Source organism: Streptomyces sp. MspMP-M5 (assembly GCF_000373585.1).
Lineage (GTDB): Bacteria > Actinomycetota > Actinomycetes > Streptomycetales > Streptomycetaceae > Streptomyces.
In genome coordinates, this window is record NZ_KB891853.1 from 203,015 (window position 1) to 219,165 (window position 16,151).

At 74.6% G+C, this 16,151-nt stretch carries 16 protein-coding genes and 1 pseudogene; 5 read left to right on the top strand and 12 right to left on the bottom strand.

Going from position 1 to position 16,151, the window contains the following annotated elements; all coding sequences use genetic code 11:
* Positions 1-69 precede the first annotated feature (69 nt).
* The 3 genes from B073_RS0100935 to B073_RS0100945 all read right to left on the bottom strand — a co-directional run bounded on the left by B073_RS0100935 (position 70) and on the right by B073_RS0100945 (position 2,292).
* Complete coding sequence (locus tag B073_RS0100935; RefSeq protein ID WP_018536214.1) at positions 70-273, bottom strand: hypothetical protein; 204 nt, start codon at positions 271-273, stop codon at positions 70-72.
* A gap of 247 nt (positions 274-520) precedes the next feature.
* Positions 521-1,000: a molybdenum cofactor biosynthesis protein MoaE gene (locus tag B073_RS0100940; protein WP_018536215.1), complete on the bottom strand. Its 480-nt coding sequence runs from the start codon at positions 998-1,000 to the stop codon at positions 521-523.
* A gap of 143 nt (positions 1,001-1,143) precedes the next feature.
* Complete coding sequence (locus tag B073_RS0100945; RefSeq protein ID WP_018536216.1) at positions 1,144-2,292, bottom strand: SDR family oxidoreductase; 1,149 nt, start codon at positions 2,290-2,292, stop codon at positions 1,144-1,146.
* 190 nt (positions 2,293-2,482) lie between these two features.
* Here B073_RS0100945 and B073_RS0100950 point away from each other — a divergent pair, with 190 nt between their 5' ends.
* Together B073_RS0100950 and B073_RS0100955 are read left to right on the top strand one after the other, a co-directional pair.
* Positions 2,483-3,973: a zinc-dependent metalloprotease gene (locus tag B073_RS0100950; RefSeq protein ID WP_018536217.1), complete on the top strand. Its 1,491-nt coding sequence runs from the start codon at positions 2,483-2,485 to the stop codon at positions 3,971-3,973.
* Positions 3,970-4,512: an NUDIX hydrolase gene (locus B073_RS0100955; protein ID WP_018536218.1), complete on the top strand. Its 543-nt coding sequence runs from the start codon at positions 3,970-3,972 to the stop codon at positions 4,510-4,512. The genes B073_RS0100950 and B073_RS0100955 overlap by 4 nt, the downstream gene beginning before the upstream one ends.
* 178 nt (positions 4,513-4,690) lie before the next feature.
* Here B073_RS0100955 and B073_RS38780 read toward each other — a convergent pair.
* Positions 4,691-5,824, bottom strand: a pseudogene (locus B073_RS38780) (TerD family protein); the annotation flags it as partial.
* 107 nt (positions 5,825-5,931) lie between these two features.
* Entirely contained in the window at positions 5,932-6,543 is a 612-nt protein-coding gene (locus B073_RS0100965) for a SprT-like domain-containing protein (protein ID WP_018536220.1), read from the bottom strand.
* 189 nt (positions 6,544-6,732) lie between these two features.
* Here B073_RS0100965 and B073_RS0100970 point away from each other — a divergent pair, with 189 nt between their 5' ends.
* Both B073_RS0100970 and B073_RS0100975 read left to right on the top strand, forming a co-directional pair.
* Positions 6,733-7,872 carry a ThiF family adenylyltransferase gene (locus tag B073_RS0100970; protein ID WP_018536221.1) on the top strand — a complete coding sequence of 380 codons (1,140 nt, stop codon included), beginning with the start codon at positions 6,733-6,735 and terminating at the stop codon, positions 7,870-7,872.
* A gap of 34 nt (positions 7,873-7,906) precedes the next feature.
* Positions 7,907-9,337, top strand: a complete 1,431-nt coding sequence (locus B073_RS0100975) for an ABC1 kinase family protein (RefSeq protein WP_018536222.1) — start codon at positions 7,907-7,909, stop codon at positions 9,335-9,337.
* A 3-nt stretch (positions 9,338-9,340) separates the two neighbouring features.
* Here the strand turns inward: B073_RS0100975 and B073_RS38785 are convergent, their stop codons facing one another.
* From B073_RS38785 to B073_RS0101000, 5 genes are all read right to left on the bottom strand, one after another.
* Positions 9,341-9,541, bottom strand: coding sequence for a hypothetical protein (locus B073_RS38785; RefSeq protein ID WP_018536223.1), 201 nt, complete (start codon positions 9,539-9,541; stop codon positions 9,341-9,343).
* A gap of 113 nt (positions 9,542-9,654) precedes the next feature.
* A complete protein-coding gene (locus B073_RS0100985) occupies positions 9,655-9,972 on the bottom strand; it encodes a hypothetical protein (protein WP_018536224.1) in 318 nt (105 codons plus the stop codon).
* On the bottom strand, positions 9,969-10,319 hold the full coding sequence (locus B073_RS0100990) for a WhiB family transcriptional regulator (RefSeq protein ID WP_026246923.1): 351 nt from the start codon (positions 10,317-10,319) through the stop codon (positions 9,969-9,971). The genes B073_RS0100985 and B073_RS0100990 overlap by 4 nt, the downstream gene beginning before the upstream one ends.
* A 119-nt stretch (positions 10,320-10,438) precedes the next feature.
* The gene (locus tag B073_RS46170) at positions 10,439-10,765 is read right to left on the bottom strand and encodes a hypothetical protein (protein WP_018536226.1); all 327 of its coding nucleotides are present in this window, start codon (positions 10,763-10,765) and stop codon (positions 10,439-10,441) included.
* Positions 10,766-10,909: 144 nt separating this feature from the next.
* Positions 10,910-13,150, bottom strand: a complete 2,241-nt coding sequence (locus B073_RS0101000) for an ATP-dependent DNA helicase UvrD2 (protein ID WP_018536227.1) — start codon at positions 13,148-13,150, stop codon at positions 10,910-10,912.
* 249 nt (positions 13,151-13,399) lie between these two features.
* Here B073_RS0101000 and B073_RS0101005 point away from each other — a divergent pair, with 249 nt between their 5' ends.
* A complete protein-coding gene (locus B073_RS0101005; RefSeq protein WP_018536228.1) occupies positions 13,400-13,645 on the top strand; it encodes a mycoredoxin in 246 nt (81 codons plus the stop codon).
* An 87-nt stretch (positions 13,646-13,732) separates the two neighbouring features.
* Here the strand turns inward: B073_RS0101005 and nudC are convergent, their stop codons facing one another.
* Positions 13,733-14,668 carry an NAD(+) diphosphatase gene (gene nudC / locus B073_RS0101010; protein ID WP_018536229.1) on the bottom strand — a complete coding sequence of 312 codons (936 nt, stop codon included), beginning with the start codon at positions 14,666-14,668 and terminating at the stop codon, positions 13,733-13,735.
* An 82-nt stretch (positions 14,669-14,750) separates the two neighbouring features.
* The gene (locus B073_RS0101015; RefSeq protein WP_018536230.1) at positions 14,751-16,151 is read right to left on the bottom strand and encodes a dipeptidase; all 1,401 of its coding nucleotides are present in this window, start codon (positions 16,149-16,151) and stop codon (positions 14,751-14,753) included.

A 16,151-nucleotide genomic window follows, 5' to 3' on the forward strand; every position in this document is an offset into this window, starting at 1 on the left:
GGGTATGACAACCGGCCCGCGGGGCCGTCCGTACGGGGATCGGCGCCGGGCCGCGCCGGGCTGGAGGCGTCAGACCGGATCCGAGGCGTGCTCGGGGGCGGCCGCGGCGGGGGCGGGAGCGAGGTGCTGCTTCTCCATCGCGGCGCGGAACCGTGCGTAGCCGGCCAGCTCGGCGATGTCCCCGCTCCGGCGGTTGCGCATGGCCCAGCTGCTCCACAGCGCGGCGACCAGTCCGGCCAGCACCGGAATCAGCAGCCAGAGGAGCGCTCCCATGGGGACCTCCCTACACCTTGCGCGCCCACGAATCGACACATAAGCAGATTAACCATCCGCCACGTCAACGCTGGTGCCGGGGAGCCGGTTACGCAACCGGAACCCGAGGTACCGGTTCGGTCGCGGGGCGCGGACCGTCAGGCCCCGAACCGCCCTCCCGCCGCCCGGCCACCACCCCCAGAAGAGGGCGCTTACGCCCCCACCCGCCCTCCCGTCGCCCGACCACCACCCCCGGAAGAGGGGGCGCTTACGCCCCCACCCATTCCTCGGTGCCGTCCGAGAAGGTCTGGTGCTTCCAGATGGGCACCTCGTGTTTGAGGTCGTCGATAAGTGTGCGGCAGGCCGCGAACGCCTCGGCGCGGTGCGGGCAGGAGACCGCCACGACCACGGCCAGATCGCCGATGGCCAGATCCCCCACACGGTGGACGGCGGCCAGCGCGCGGACCGGGTGGTCGGCGACGACCTTCTCGGCGACCCGGCGCAGCTCCGCCGCGGCGGACGGGTGCGCGGAGTACCCCAGGCCGTCGACGTCCGCGCCGCCGTCGTGCGAGCGGACGGTGCCGACGAAGAGGGCGGTGCCGCCCGCGGCACGGTCCCCGACGGCCGCGAAGACCTCGTCCACGGAGAGGGGGGTGTCGCGGATCTCCAGGAGCCGGATCGGGTCTGCGGCGCCCTGCTCGCCGGGGTGGTCGCGGTCGGTGGAGGGCCGGGAGTGCGTGCCAGACATGGTCCCATCGTGCCGCACCGGGCAGGCACCGGGAAATGGCCGATTCCACCGGGCGTCCGAGGCCCCGTATGGAGGCTCGTACAGGCGTCGGGCCTCGGGGCCGGTCCGGTCGGGGCGCGCCGGCGGCCGGTGGCCCGGTGGCGTCAGATGCGGCGGCGGGCCTTGCGGGCGCGGCGGACCAGGGCCGCGGTACCGAGGAGCGCGACGGTGGCGCCGGCGGCGCCCGCGGCGGTGGCGTCCTTGCGGCCCAGCCGGCGGCCGGCGACCGTGTGCCGGCCGGCGACCTCCGCCAGCAGCTCGGCGAGGACCTCCTCGTTGGTCCACCGGGGCCGCCAGCCCGCGTCGTGCAGCCGGCTGCCGCTGACCACCCAGGGGTGCATGGTGTAGGCGAGGTCCCCGGCGGGCGACGGCGTCAGGCCGATCCGGTGCAGCCGGGCGGCGGCCCCCAGCGCCACCGAGGACGGCAGCTCCATGCGCCGGATACCGGAGAGCTCCTCGACCTCCTCCTGCTCCAGCCAGCCGTCGCAGCCCACCGCCAGCTCGCCCTCGACCTTCTCCAGCGCGGCGTACTCCAGGGCGCCGACCAGGTCCTCCACGTGGCAGAACTGCCAGGCCGGGCGGGAGCCGGCGACGACCAGGAGGCGCGGCGACTCGAAGTAGCGGGTGAGCGCGGTGTCGGTACCGCCTACCAGGACGGCGGGGCGCAGCACGGTGACGTTCAGGCCGGGGTGGGCGCGCGGGGCGCGGCGCGCCAGATGCTCGATCTCCAGGAGGTCGCCGACCCCGGTGGCGTCCGCGGTGGCGCGCAGCTCGGCGTCCTCGGCGAGCGGGACGTCGTTGTCGGGCAGCGCCCCGTAGACCATGGCGGAGGTGCACAGCACCACCCGGTGGACGCCGGCGGCCGCGGCGGCGGTCAGCACGGTCTGGGTGCCGCGCACGTTGTAGGCGGTGCGGGCCGCGGCGTCGGTCTCCAGGTCGAGGTCGAGGGCGAGATGGACGACGACGTCCGTTCCGCGGAGTTTGTCGGCGATGGCGGGATCGCGGACGTCCAGGACGTGCCACTGGGCCTCGGCGACGTCACCGGGCCGTTCGTCGATGGCCACCACCTCCTTGACCTCGTCGGACGCGACCAGGGCACGGGTGAGCAGCGCGCCGACCCCGGAGGCGGCTCCGGTGACGGCGACGACGGGGCGGCGCAGCGGCCGGCCGGCGCCGGCCGGGCTGCGGTCTGCCTGTTCGGCTGTGGCGGCAGCGTTTCGCGCTGCGCGAACGGTCGGATCTGGGGAACTCACCGGGCGTCTCCAGCGGTTGTCTTCAGTGCGGGCGCGTCGAACGCATCCGCACCAGGTGGCATCCATCCTGCCGCAGCCACCGGGACAGCGAAGCACCGAGCCCCGAGGCGGGGCGAGTGTCTACGCTGGAGGTGATGTCGGGCAGCCGCCGTCGGCGTAGGGCCGGCGGCCCTACGAGCCGAGGAAACCCGTGAGTGACACCCCATTCGGATTCGGCCTTCCGCCGGAGGAGCCGGAGGACGGCGACAACGGCAAGCAGAAGGGCGGCCAGGGAGGTAGCCAGGGCCCCGCGAACCCCTTCGGGTTCGGCGGCGGGAGCGGCGCCGCGGACAATCCGTTCGCCGCGCTCTTCGGCGGCATGGGGGGACCCGGCGGCCAGATGAACCCCGGCGATCTCGGCGCCGCCTTCCAGCGGCTCGGCCAGATGCTCTCCTACGAGGGCGGCCCGGTGAACTGGGAGATGGCCAAGGACATCGCGCGGCAGACCGTCGCGCAGGGCGCCGAGGACGGCAGCAAGGACGCCAGCGTCTCCTCCGGTGAGCGGACGGCGGTCCAGGAGGCCGTGCGCCTGGCGGACCTGTGGCTGGACGGGGTGACGTCGCTCCCGTCGGGCTCCGGCTCGGTGGTGGCCTGGAGCCGCGCCGAGTGGGTCGAGGAGACCCTGCCGGTGTGGAAGGACCTGGTCGATCCGCTCGCCGAGCGGGTCGGGGCGGCGATGGGCGAGGTGCTGCCCGAGGAGATGCAGGCCATGGCCGGCCCGCTGCTCGGGATGATGCGCTCCATGGGCGGCGCGATGTTCGGCGCCCAGATCGGGCAGGCGCTGGGTGTGCTGGCCTCCGAGGTCGTCGGTTCCACCGACGTCGGGCTGCCGCTGGGCCCGGCCGGCAAGGCGGCGCTGCTGCCGGCGAACGTCACGGCGTTCGGCGCCGGACTGGGCGTCCCGGAGGAGGAGGTGCGGCTCTATCTGGCCCTGCGCGAGGCCGCCCACCAGCGGCTCTTCGCCCATGTGCCGTGGCTGCGCGCGCATCTGTCCGGTGCCGTCGAGGGCTATGCGCGCGGCATCAAGGTCGACACGACCAAGCTGGAGGACATGGTCGGCCAGATCGACCCGCAGCACCCCGAGGAGCTGCAGAACGCCCTCCAGGGCGGCATGTTCCAGCCCGAGGACACCCCGGAGCAGAAGGCCGCGCTGGCCCGTCTGGAGACCGCGCTGGCGCTCGTCGAGGGCTGGGTGGACGCGGTGGTGCACGCCGCCGCCAAGCCGCACCTGCCGTCCGCGGACAAGCTCCGCGAGACGCTGCGGCGGCGCCGGGCCACCGGCGGTCCGGCCGAGCAGACGTTCTCCACGCTGATCGGGCTCCAGCTGCGCCCGCGCCGCCTGCGGGACGCCTCGCGGCTGTGGGCCTCCCTGACGGACGCCCGGGGCCTGGAGGGCCGCGACGGCCTGTGGGAGCACCCGGACATGCTGCCGACGGCGGGGGATCTGGACGACCCGGACGGCTTCGTCCACCGCGAGCACGCGGACTTCTCCGAGCTCGACAAGATGCTGGGCGAGGCGGCCAGCGGCGGCGGCCCGGACCTCACCAAGCGCGGCGGGGACGCCGGCGCCGAGGGTTCCGGCCCGGCCGACGGCGGCCCGCGCGGCCCCGAGGACGAGGGCAAGGGCGACGGCACCCGGTGAGCCTGCACGCGGACGCGGCGCGGGTGCTAAAGGAGTGGCCCGCGCCCTCGCCCGGCCAGGAACAGCTGCGGCTGGCCTATCTGGACCATCTCGCGGCCCATCAGGACGGCATGTGGAAGCCGTGCAAGGACGGGCACCTGACGGCCAGTGCGCTGGTGATCGACCCGGTGGGCGGGCGCGTACTGCTCACCCTGCACCGCAAGTTGGAGATGTGGCTGCAGATGGGCGGCCACTGCGAGCCCGAGGACACCTCGCTGGCCGACGCGGCGCTGCGCGAGGCACGTGAGGAGTCCGGAATCGCGCACGGGCTGACGCTGCTGGGTGACGCACCGGTGCGGCTGGACCGCCACCGGACGCCCTGCGCAGAGCATCTCGACGTCCAGTACGCCGCGCTGGCGCCCGCGGACGCGGTGGCGGCGATCAGCGACGAGTCGCTGGACCTGCGGTGGTTCGGCTACGACGAGGTGCCCGCGGTCGCCGACGACTCGGTGGTGCGCCTGGTGGCGGACACCCGGGCACTGCTGGCCGCGCACTCCTGACGCATCGTCACAAACGGCGCCCGCCCCTCGTGTTGGGGCGGGCGCCGTTTTCCTGTGCGGGGGACTTCCCGTGCGGGGGATGCGGGCGCGTCGGTCAGCGGTCCCGGCGGGGATCGTCCTGCGGTGGCGCGCCGTGGGTGCCCGGCTCCTCGGGGAGGGGCGCGCCCTGCCCCGGATACGGGGCGTACGGGGCTCCCGGCTGCTGCTGCCCCGGCTGCCCGTACGGAGCGGGCGGCGGCGGGAGCGGCACCGGCTGCCCCTGGGGCGCGGCGTATCCAGCGGGAAGCGGCGGGGGTTGCTGGCCGTACGGGGGCGGAGGCGGCTGCTGCCCGTACGGAGGCGGCGGCGGAGGCTGCTGACCGTACTGCGGCGGCGGGGGCGGCTGCTGCCCGTAGGGGGCCGGCGGCGGCTGGTGGCCGTAAGGGGGCGGGGGCGGCGGCCCCTGCATGCCCGGTGCCGGGGGCGGCGGGGGCGGCGGACCTGGTACGCCCGGCGGCGGCACCGGGCCACCGGGCGGCACCAGCGGCGCCACGACCGTGGGCGCGCTGTGGATCTGCGCGGCGGCGGGCTGCGGCACCGGGGGCGGGGTCTGCTGCGGATGCGCCGGCGCGGGGGCGCGCGGGTCCGGGGCGGTGGGCACCGGCGGAGCCGGGGCGGCGGGCGCGGCGGAGACGGGCGGCGCGGCCGACGGGGCGGGCGCCGGGGCCGGCGGCGGCAGCGGGAAGTCGGGCGCGCCCTGCGCGGCGGTGGGCGGCGCCGGCGGCTCGGCGGCCTCGTCGCCCTCCTCCAGGACCTCGCCGCCGAAGTTCGTCAGCAGCGCCTCCAGTCCGCCGTCGAAGCCCTGGCCGACCGCGGCGAACCGCCAGACGTCCTTGAGGTACAGGTCGCCGAGCATCACGGCGCGCTCGGTGCTGAACTCCCCGCCGGTGAAGGGATACCGGGCCACCTCCTGGCCGCCGGCCACGATGCGCAGGAAACCGGGGCCGATCTGCGCCATCTGGCCCGCGCCGTCGAGGGCGGCGGTGAAGGTCAGCTTCCGGATGTGCGGCGGGACGCGGTCCAGGGCGACGCGGAAGGAGTCGGTGTCGCCGTCCTGCGGACCGAGCTGCCGGACCGCCTCCTCGGGCGTCACGGGCTGGTTGAAGAAGACGAAGTAGCGGTCGTCGGAGAGCCGCTCGTCGCCGTCCAGTCCGAAGCAGCTGATGTCGAAGCTCAAACCGGGGCCGGCGATCCGCACCCCGACGTACAGGTCCCGTTCCGCCGTCAGATCGGCAAGCCTGGCCTTGTGGCCGCGCTGGAATTCCCTGGCCATGGGCTGCGCCCCTCCCCCGCTCGCGTCAAGTCCGTACCCACGCCAGGCTAACCGCTGACGCCGGCGGCGGGCGGCCCCGGGGCGCGCCGGGGAACGGCCGGGTCCGGTCAGCGCCGGCGGGCGGCGGGCAGATGCGGCAGCCGGTCGGCGGCCACCACGCCTTCGAGATAGCCGCGCGCCCGTTCGGTGCGCGGATACGGCTCCAGCAGCAGCCAGAACTCGGGCCCGTGGCCGGGTACGAGGAGGTGCGCCAGCTCGTGCAGCAGGACGTAGTCGATGACGTACTCGGGCATGCCCTGGAGGCGGTGCGAGAGGCGGATGCTGCCCTCGGCCGGGGTGCACGAGCCCCAGCGGGTGTTCTGGTTGGTGACCCAGCGGACCGTCTCCGGACGAGCCCGCCCGTCGAGGTACTGCGCGGAGAGCCGCTCGGCGCGCTCGGCCAGTTCGCCGTCGCCCAGCATCCGCTTGCTCTCCTGCGCGGCGAGCTTGTCCAGCATGACCGAGACCCAGCGCTGCTCCTCGGCCTGCGACATCCGGGCCGGGATCAGGACGATCGTGCGGTCGCCCTCGCGGTACGCGGAGACCGTCCGGCGCCGCCGGGTGCTGCGACGCACCTCGACCGGGCGGGCCGGCGGGCTCGGGTCGGCCCGGCGCGGGCGGTCGGCGGCGCGGCGCAGGGGCGTCTCCCCGGATCCGCGCGGGGAAGGGTCGGCGGGCACGCGCCCGACGTTACCCGCTGGCGCTGTGCGAAGTCCCGACCCTCGGATGGTTCGCCACCTGAACGCCCCCGGCGTGCACGGGTTTGTACGACGAATGCCCGGGGCCTGTGGATAACTTCCGTGTCCGGCGCGGTTCCGGCGCATGCTGGGGGCCGGACGAAACGAACGGGGGCGGATGAGATGCATCCGATGCTCAAGCCCGCGCTGCGGCGCGGCTGGCGGGACCGGGAGACGGTGCGGTTCGGCGTGACGCCGGCCCATGCCCGGGTGGTCGGTCCGGTCGATGTGGCGACCGGCTATTTCCTCGAACTGCTCGACGGCACCCGCTCGCTGCCGCAGCTGCTCGACGAGGCCGCGGCACTGGATGTCACGCCGGAGCGGGCGCGTGGGGTGGTGGAGCGGCTCGGCGCGGCGGGGTTGCTGGAGGCCCCGGCGGCGGGCGGGCCGGCGGGCGGTGCCGCGCCGCCGGACGACCGGGCCGTCGCACGGCTGCGGGCGGATCTGGCCGCGCTCTCGGTGCGCCAGTCCGGGGCGGCCGCCGGGCCGCTCGCGCAGATAGGGGTGCGCCGGACGGTCCGGGTCAAGGTGAAGGGCGCGGGACGGGTGGGCACCCAGATCGCGGCGCTGCTGGCGGCCTCGGGGGTAGGCCGGGTGGACGTGGTGGACGGCGGCACCGTCGCGCCATGGGACGTCGTCCCGGGCGGCCCGACGGCCGGTCAGATCGGCGAGCGGCGGGACGAGGCCGCGCGGCGGCTGGTCCGGGAGTCCTCCCCGTGGAGCCGCCGGTGCCGCCCCGGCGGCCCCGTCACCGAGTCCGGCGAGCCCGGTGTCTCCCTCATGGTGCTCGCCCCGCGCGACGGCCTCGGTGCCTACGCCCCCGATCCGGTGCTCGCCGAACCGCTCCTCACCGCCGGCATCCCGCATCTCTACGCGGGAGTTTTGGAGGGCACGGGAGTGGTGGGCCCGCTCGTGGTGCCCGGTGTCTCGGCCTGCGCCGGCTGCGACGAACTCCGGCGCACGGACGCCGAGCCGGCCTGGCCGCGGCTGCTCGCGCAGTGGCGCTCGGGGCGCGGTACGCCGGCGGTGCCGGCCTGCGACGCCGCGCTGGCGACGGCGGTCGCCGGGCTCGCCGCCGTCCAGGCGCTGGCGTTCCTCGACGGCGAGCCGCCGCCCTGCGTGGGGGCGCGGATGGAGCTCCCGCTGCCGTGTGCGAGCGTGCGGACGGTGCGGATCGCCCCGCATCCGGACTGCTGCTGCGGTGCCGCCGCCGTACGGGGCACGGTGGACGCCTCGGTTCCGCGGCCGCGACACGCAACAATGACGGGGTAACCCCGGTAGGGGACGGTGTGAGTTGGAGGGGCGCATGTCTGATCTTCCCCGCAAGGCGGTCACCCGGACCGTCAAGCTGGCCGCGCTGCCACTGGGGTTCGCCGGCCGTGCCACCTGGGGCCTGGGCAAACGGCTCGGCGGCAGATCCGCCGAGATCGTCGGCCGGGAGCTCCAACAGCGCACCGCGGAGCAGCTCTTCAAGGTGCTCGGCGAGCTGAAGGGCGGTGCGATGAAGTTCGGCCAGGCACTGTCCGTCTTCGAGTCGGCGCTGCCCGAGGAGATCGCCGGTCCGTATCGGGCGGCGCTGACGAAGCTTCAGGAGGCGGCGCCGCCGCTGCCGGCGAGCACGGTGCACGCCGTGCTGGCCGAGCGGCTCGGGGCGGACTGGCGGGAGCTGTTCGAGGAGTTCGAGGACAAGCCGGCCGCGGCGGCGTCGATCGGGCAGGTGCACCGGGCGGTGTGGCACGACGGCCGGGAGGTGGCCGTCAAGGTGCAGTATCCGGGCGCGGGTCCGGCGCTGCTGTCGGATCTGGCGCAGCTCAGCCGGTTCGCGCGGCTGCTCGGCCCGCTGATCCCGGGGATGGACGTCAAACCGCTCATCACCGAGCTGCGCGATCGGGTCTCGGAGGAGCTGGACTACGCCCTGGAGGCCGAGGCCCAGCGGGCGCACGCCGCGGAGTTCGCCGGCGATCCGGACGTGGTGGTGCCGGCCGTGGTGCACCAGAGCGACCAGGTGCTGGTGACGGAGTGGCTGGACGGGGTGCCGCTGTCCGAGGTGATCGCCGACGGCACCGAGGAGCAGCGCGACCGCGCCGGGCAGCTGCTGGCGCACTTCCTCTTCTCCGGTCCGGCGCGCACCGGCCTGCTGCACGCCGATCCGCACCCGGGCAACTTCCGGCTGCTGCCCGGGGCGGAGCCGGACGGTCCGGTGTCCGGGTGGCGGCTGGGTGTGCTGGACTTCGGCACGGTCGACCGGCTGCCGGACGGGCTGCCGCCGACGATCGGCACCGCGCTGCGGATGACGCTGGACGGCGAGGCGGAGGCGGTCTACCGCATGCTGTGCGAGGAGGGCTTCGTCAAGGAGTCCGTCGAGCTGGATCCGGAGGCGGTGCTGGAGTATCTGCTGCCGATCATCGAGCCCGCGCAGGTGGACGCGTTCGCCTTCTCCCGGGGCTGGATGCGCCGGCAGGGGGCCCGGATCGGCGATCCGCGCTCCCCCGCACACCAGTTGGGCAGGCAGCTCAATCTGCCGCCCGCCTACCTCCTGATCCACCGTGTGACCTTGAGCACCATCGGGGTGCTGTGCCAGCTGGGGGCCACGGTGCGGCTGCGCGACGAGCTGGAGACGTGGATGCCGGGGTTCCTGCCCGACACGGCCGAGGAGGACCCGGCCCCGGAGGAAGCGGGCAGGGAGGAGCCGGGCGCGGACAGCTCCGCCGGGAGCGCGGCGGGGAGTCCGGCCTGACCCTCACCACCAGCTGGAGTCCAGCCGGCCCTCGATGGCACGGATGTTGTCCCGGGCGCAGCGGTCGCAGAAGTACCGGCGCTCGCCGTTCTCGACCGAGCAGGTCCAGGTCGGTGGGGCGTCCTCGGCCACTGCGCCGCAGCGCGCGCAGACCGTGGCGTCGGAGGCCAACTCCGCCTGTTGATGCGTCTTCTGGTCCACCATCCGACGATATCCCCGCAGCCGTCGTGAATCGGGACGCAACGCAGCACGGGGCCCGTCCGGTCGGACGGGCCCCGTGCTGACGGCGCCTCAGTGTGCGGTGCGGGTGTGCCCGGTCACTGCATCACGGCCATGGCCAGCGCCCGGCGGGCACGCAGCGACGCGCGCTCGGCGCGCCGCTGCATCCGCCGCGCGGCGGCGAGCCGATGCCCCCTGCGTTCGGACTCGGCCTCCTGCAGGCGTTGTTCCACATGGGCCCGGGCCAGGGCTTCTGGCATGAGTTGCATGGCGAGGTTCCTGTTCTGGCGCGACGCGAGGGCGCCGGGGTTCGCGGGGGTGGTGGTCTCGGTGAAAGTCGGGTTCATCGTGGGGTCCTGCTTCCGGGGGTCCCGGGTGACGGGACGGTCGATCGTTCCTGTGCGCGCGGTGTTCATGCCACGACCGGGTTCTTGCGCGGACGGCCCCGCGGACGCTTCCGGGGCACGACGACACCCTGGACGAAGAGCTCGCCGCCCCAGACGCCCCAGGGCTCGCGGCGCTCCTTGGCGCCGGCCAGGCAGGACTCGCGCACCGGGCAGGTCTGGCACAGCGTCTTGGCGTACTCGACGTCGGCCGGGGACTCGGCGAAGAAGACCTCGGGGTCGTAGGTGCGGCAGGGTACGGCGGTGCCGAGGCGGTCGATCTCGTCGTCGAGCTCGGTGAGGGGCAACAAGGGGTTCTCCTGGAGGTCAGGCGGAGGGATCAGGTCGGTGGCGGACGGGGTGTGCGTCTGGAGTTGCACGGTGGTGTGTTCCTCGTCTGTTCCGGCCCGGCTGGTGGCGGGCGCGTTGGGCAAAACAAAAGGACCGCGGATCCCGGTGTGGGTTCCGCGGCCCTGGAAGGTGCCGACCTGATCGCCGATCAGGCTGGATCTCTCCAGGGTTCGAGGCCGCGGTAGGCCCACATGGCGTGCTGGGACGGGTACTGCTTCCGGGATTCGGCACCATTGGCCGCCGTCGCGAAGGCAAGGGCGTTCGCCGCCGTCGCTACCGCTGCCGCGGGTGCCTCGGTCGGTCGCGCGATGCGCTCGCCCGCCGTCGGGACGGCGAGGGCGTCGGGACGCGCGACCTCGGTACCGGACGGACGGCCGGAGCCGGACAGACCGGTGCCAAGGAGCGAGATGCCGAGAGCGCAGGGGGCGACGACCGAGAGATCGGTCATTTTGTTGGTCTCGATGAAGCTGATCACTGGGCTCGCCTCCTCTCGGCGTCTCGGGGGACCGGGAATACCCGGTCCGGGGTGTTCAAGTACAGCACGGATCCATCGGATCTCGGAAGTTCCGTTGTCTCCGCTGCTTCCGAAGGCTATGGGGATGCGCTCCGCGGGCGCAAACTATTTTTTCGACGAGTTTTCCGCGGCGCTCTCCACGCCCCCCGCGGCGCCCCCTGCGGGCTCCCCGTCAGGCTCCTCACCGGCGCAGATCGCCAGTACGTCGGCACCGAAGCGGTCGAGCTTGCGGCGGCCGACGCCGGGGATGACGGCGAGGTCCTCGGCGGCCGTCGGAACCGCCTCGGCGATGGCCATCAGGGTCTTGTCGGTGAAGACGCAGTAGGCGGGCTGGCGGGTGCGGGCGGCCTGGTCGGCACGCCAGTCCCGGAGCCGCTCGTAGAGCGCCTCGTCGAGCTCCGAGGGGCAGTCCTCGCAGCGCATCAGCTTCATCTCGCCGGGGTCGGTCAGCGTACGGTGGCAGACCCGGCAGCGGGCCGGGCTGCGGTGCGTCCGGCGGGGCCGGCCGGGGGCCGCCGAGCCGCTGCCGCGCTCGACGCCGCCGGTCGCGCCCGTGCCGTGGCGGTGCCCGGCCGCGCGGGAGCCGGGCCGGAGGCCGCCGAGGAAGCGGCTGGCCCCGCGCGAGGGCCGGCCACCGGGCGAGCGGGCCAGCGACCAGGACAGCGCCAGATGGCGCCGGGCGCGGGTGATGCCGACGTAGAGCAGCCGGCGCTCCTCCTCGATCTGCTCGTCGGTGCGGGCGTGGTGGAGCGGCAGCATGCCCTCGGTGAGGCCGACCAGGAACACCGCGTCCCACTCCAGGCCCTTGGCGGCGTGCAGCGAGGCGAGGGTGACGCCCTCGACGGTCGGGGCGTGCTGGGCGGCGGCCCGCTCGTCGAGCTCGGCGACGAGGTCGGCGAGGGTGGCCGTCGGCCGGGCCCGGGCGAAGTCCTCGGCGAGCCGCACCAGGGCGGCCAGGGACTCCCAGCGGTCGCGCGCCGCGCCCGACCCGGCCGGCGGCTGATCGGTCCAGCCCATGTCGCTGAGCACCGCGCGGACCTCGGAAGGCAGGCCGGCCGCGCCGGCGAGCAGGGTGTCGTTGCCGCCGAAGCGGGCCGCGCCGCGCAGTTTGACGCCGGCCTCGCGGACCTCGGGCCGCTCGAAGAACCGCTCGGCGCCGCGCAGCTGGTAGGGCACGCCGGCGTCGGCGAGGGCCTGCTCGTAGACCTCGGACTGGGCGTTGATGCGGAAGAGGACCGCGATCTCGCCGGCCGGGACGCCGGCGGCGATCAGGTCGCGGATCCGGCGGGCGGTGCCCTCGGCCTCGGCGGGCTCGTCGGCGTACTCGGTGAACACCGGCTCGGCGCCGGGCTCGCGCTGCGAGACCAGCTCCAGGCGGTGCTCGGCGGCGCGGCCCCGGGCACCGGCGAGCAGGCCGTTGGCGAGGTGGACGACCTGGGGGGTGGAGCGGTAGTCGCGGACGAGCTTGACGACCGTGGCCTGCGGATGGCGGATGCGGAAGTCGAGGAGGTGGTCGGGGGTGGCGCCGGTGAAGCTGTAGATCGTCTGGCTGGCGTCGCCGACCACGCACAGGCTGTCGCGGTCGCCCAGCCACAGCTCCAGCAGCCGCTGCTGGAGCGGGCTGACGTCCTGGTACTCGTCGACGACGAAGTGCTGGTACTGGGCGCGGACCTGCTCGGCGATGTCGTGCCGGTCCTGGAGCACGCCGACCGTGAGCAGCAGCACGTCCTCGAAGTCGATGGTGCCGCGGTCCCGCTTGAGCTGTTCGTAGGTGGCGTATATCTGGCCGGTCTCGGCGGGGTCGCGGGGGGCCTCGCGGCCGGCCTTGACGAGCGCGGCCGGATAGTCGGCCGGCACCGTCTGGGTGACCTTGGACCACTCGATCTCGCCGGTGACGTCGCGCAGCTCGTTGCGGTCGAGGCGGAGGCGGCAGCGGGCGGCGGCCTCGGCGACCAGCGGGCCCTTGCGGTCCAGCAGCCGCGGCAGCTCGCCGCCGACCGCCCGGGGCCAGAAGAACTGCAGCTGGCGCAGGGCGGCGGAGTGGAAGGTGCGGGCCTGCACGCCGGCCGCGCCGAGCTGCCGGAGCCGGCCGCGCATCTCGCCGGCCGCGCGGGCGGTGAAGGTGACCGCGAGCACACTGCCGGGCTGGAGGATGCCGGCCCGGACGCCGTAGGCGATGCGGTGGGTGATGGCGCGGGTCTTGCCGGTGCCGGCGCCGGCCAGGACGCACACCGGTCCGTGCAGGGCCGTGGCGACCTCGCGCTGCTCGGGGTCGAGCCCGTCGAGCACCGCGTCGGCCGTCGCCGGGACCTGTGGGAAGAGGGTGGCGTCCGTTGCTGCTGTCACCCCGCCATGCTGCCAGGTTCGCCGGGGTTGCCGGGAAAGCCGTCCACACCGCCCGGGGACCGGTCGTACCGGTGTGCCCGGCTGGGGACGGCGGGGGCGGCCGCTGCCGGACGGGGACGGCGGTGCGGGGCGGCGGGCGCCGGGAATGGTCCGGGCCGGGTGGGCGTTGTGGTGGTTGGTGCCACGGTGTCGGAGCGACGCGCGTGGCACATGATCACGATCGAGACCGAGCTAAGGAGCCTGGGACGCATGGCGGGCACTGTGACGATGTACAGCACGACCTGGTGCGGTTACTGCCGTCGGCTGAAGAGCCAGATGGACCGCGAGGGCATCGCCTACACCGAGATCAACATCGAGCAGGACCCGGAGTCCGCGGCGTTCGTGGAGAAGGCCAACGGCGGCAACCAGACGGTGCCGACCGTCCTCTTCGCCGACGGCACGACGCTGACCAACCCGTCCCTGGCTCAGGTCAAGGAGAAGGTGGCCGCGGCCTGAGGGCCCGGCGCACCGCGCAGAGCCGGGCCGTCGGCCGGTCCGTGAGGGAGCCGGCCGGCGGCCCTGTCCTGCCCGGGGCCACGGGGGTCACGGCCTGGGCAGCGGCTTGCCGTACCACCTCTCGATGAGGCGGGCGGCGATGGAGATGCCGTAGGGCGGGAGGACCTCTCCGGAGGCGAAGGCGGCGTCGAGGTCGTCCCGGGAGAACCACCGGGCCTCCTCGATCTCCTCGCCGTCCACCCGGATCTCGGCGGAGGTGGCGCGGGCCATGAAGCCCAGCATCAGGCTGGACGGGAAGGGCCAGGGCTGGCTGGCGACGTACTCGACGTCCCCGACGACGACCCCGGCCTCCTCGTAGACCTCGCGGGCGACCGACTGCTCGATGGACTCGCCCGGCTCGACGAAGCCGGCGAGGGTCGAGAAGCGCCCCTCGGGCCAGTGGACCTGGCGGCCGAGGAGGGCGCGGTCCTGGTCGTCGGTGACGAGCATGATCACGGCCGGGTCGGTGCGCGGGTAGTGCTCGGCGCCGCAGGCCGGGCAGCGGCGGATGTGGCCGGCCGCGGCGATGACCGTCCGCTCGCCGCAGCGGGAGCAGAAGCGGTGCATCCGCTGCCAGTTCTCCAGCGCCACGGCGTGGACGAGCAGGCCGGCGTCCCGGGGGGAGAGCAGCAGGCCGGCCTCGCGCAGGCCGGCGGCGCGGGCGGACTGGTCCATGCGGCCGGGCAGTGAGTCCTTCTGGAGGGCGAAGTAGCTGACGCCGTCCTCGTCGGTGCCGAGGTAGTAGCGGTGGGCCTCGGTCAGCGGCGCCTCGAAGGACGGCGTCATGATCAGCTCGGTGCGGCCGTCGGGGGTGTCGTCGATCAGCGCCTGCCCCCCGGACACGACGAAGACCCGCGTCGTCGGGTGGCTCCAGGCCGCCGCCAGCCATGCCTCGTCGAGGCGGTGATGGGCGGAGCGGTCGATTCCGCTCGGCGCGCTGAAGGTGATCGGCCGGTCGGCCGTGTGGTCGGTCCAGGTGGTCACTGCTGTTTCCAACTCCCCCTGTGGCGTGGGTGATTGCTGCATTGCGGCCTGCGAGCGCGGAGCGGTACGGCGGTGCGCGCGGTCAGGACGGGCGCCAGGTGTCCGCCAGGTCGCCCCAGAGGTGCGCGGCGGTCTCGACGCCCTTCATCAGCAGGTCGAGTTCGACCTTCTCGTTCGGCGCGTGCCAGCCGTCGGAGGGCACCGAGATGCCCAGGAAGAGGACCGGGACGCCGAGGACGTCCTGGAGGTCGGCGGCCGGGCCCGAACCGCCCTCGCGGGTGAAGCGGATCTCTGTGCCGAAGGCCCGGCCCATGGCGCGGACGACGGACTGGAGCGCCGGGTGGTCGAGCGGGGTCAGGCAGGGGCGGGTGGCGCCCCAGAAGGTGATCTCGTGGCGGATGCCGGCCGGGAGCCGGTCCGCGACCCAGGCGCGGACGGCCTGCTGGACGGCCTCGGCGTCCTGGCCGGCGACCAGGCGGAAGGAGAGCTTCAGCTGGGCGGAGGCCGGGACGATGGTCTTGCCGCCGGGGCCCTGATAGCCGCCGCCGATGCCGTTGACCTCGGCGGTGGGGCGGGCCCAGATGCGCTCCAGGGTCGTGGCGCCGGCCTCGCCGAGGGTGGCGTGCGAGTGGGCGGTGCGCAGCCAGCGCTCCTCGTCGAAGGGCAGCTCGGCGAGGAGTTCGCGCTCGCGCTCGGTGAGTTCGATCACGCCGTCGTAGAAGCCGGGGACGGCGACCCGGCGGTCGTCGTCGTGGAGCGCGGCGGCGAGGCGGGCCGCCTCGGTGGCCGGGTTGGGCACCGCGCCGCCGAACGAGCCGGAGTGGATGTCCTGGTCGGGGCCGTACAGGTCGATCTGGCAGTCCGTCAGGCCGCGCATGCCGGTGCAGACGGTGGGGGTGTCCTCGGACCACATCCCGGTGTCGGAGACGATCACCGCGTCGCAGGCCAGGCGGTCGGCGTGGCGCGCGACCAGGGCCGGGAAGTTCGGTGAGCCGGACTCCTCCTCGCCCTCGATGAGCAGCTTGAGGTTGACGGCCGGGGCGGTGCGGCCGGTCGCCGCCAGGTGGGCGCGGACGCCCAGGGTGTGGAAGAAGACCTGGCCCTTGTCGTCGGCGGCGCCGCGGGCGTAGAGGCGGCCGTCGACGGTCACCGGCTCGAACGGGTCGGTGTGCCAGCCGTCCTCGCGGGCGGCGGGCTGGACGTCGTGGTGGCCGTAGACGAGCACCGTCGGGGCGGTCGGGTCGCCGGCGGGCCACTCGGCGAAGACCGCGGGCAGTCCCCCGGTCTCCCACACCTCGGTCACCGGGAAGCCGGTCTCCGCGAGCTTGCCGGCGAGCCACTCGGCGCTGCGGCGCACCTCGCCGGCGCGGCCGGGGTCGGCGGAGACGGAGGGGATGCGCAGCCACTCCGCGAGGTCGGCGAGGAAGGCGTCGCGGTGGGTGGTGATGTACGCGCGGACGGCGTTGTCCGAGGTGGGGCTCAT

Coding starts and splice junctions, on each gene's coding strand:
- B073_RS0100935 (WP_018536214.1), bottom strand. CDS start 273: ATGGGAGCGCTCCTCTGGCTGCTGATTCCGGTGCTGGCCGGACTGGTC.
- B073_RS0100940 (WP_018536215.1), bottom strand. CDS start 1,000: ATGTCTGGCACGCACTCCCGGCCCTCCACCGACCGCGACCACCCCGGC.
- B073_RS0100970 (WP_018536221.1), top strand. CDS start 6,733: ATGCTCAAGCCCGCGCTGCGGCGCGGCTGGCGGGACCGGGAGACGGTG.
- B073_RS0100975 (WP_018536222.1), top strand. CDS start 7,907: ATGTCTGATCTTCCCCGCAAGGCGGTCACCCGGACCGTCAAGCTGGCC.
- B073_RS38785 (WP_018536223.1), bottom strand. CDS start 9,541: ATGGTGGACCAGAAGACGCATCAACAGGCGGAGTTGGCCTCCGACGCC.
- B073_RS0100985 (WP_018536224.1), bottom strand. CDS start 9,972: ATGAACACCGCGCGCACAGGAACGATCGACCGTCCCGTCACCCGGGAC.
- B073_RS0101005 (WP_018536228.1), top strand. CDS start 13,400: ATGGCGGGCACTGTGACGATGTACAGCACGACCTGGTGCGGTTACTGC.
- B073_RS0101015 (WP_018536230.1), bottom strand. CDS start 16,151: ATGAGCCCCACCTCGGACAACGCCGTCCGCGCGTACATCACCACCCAC.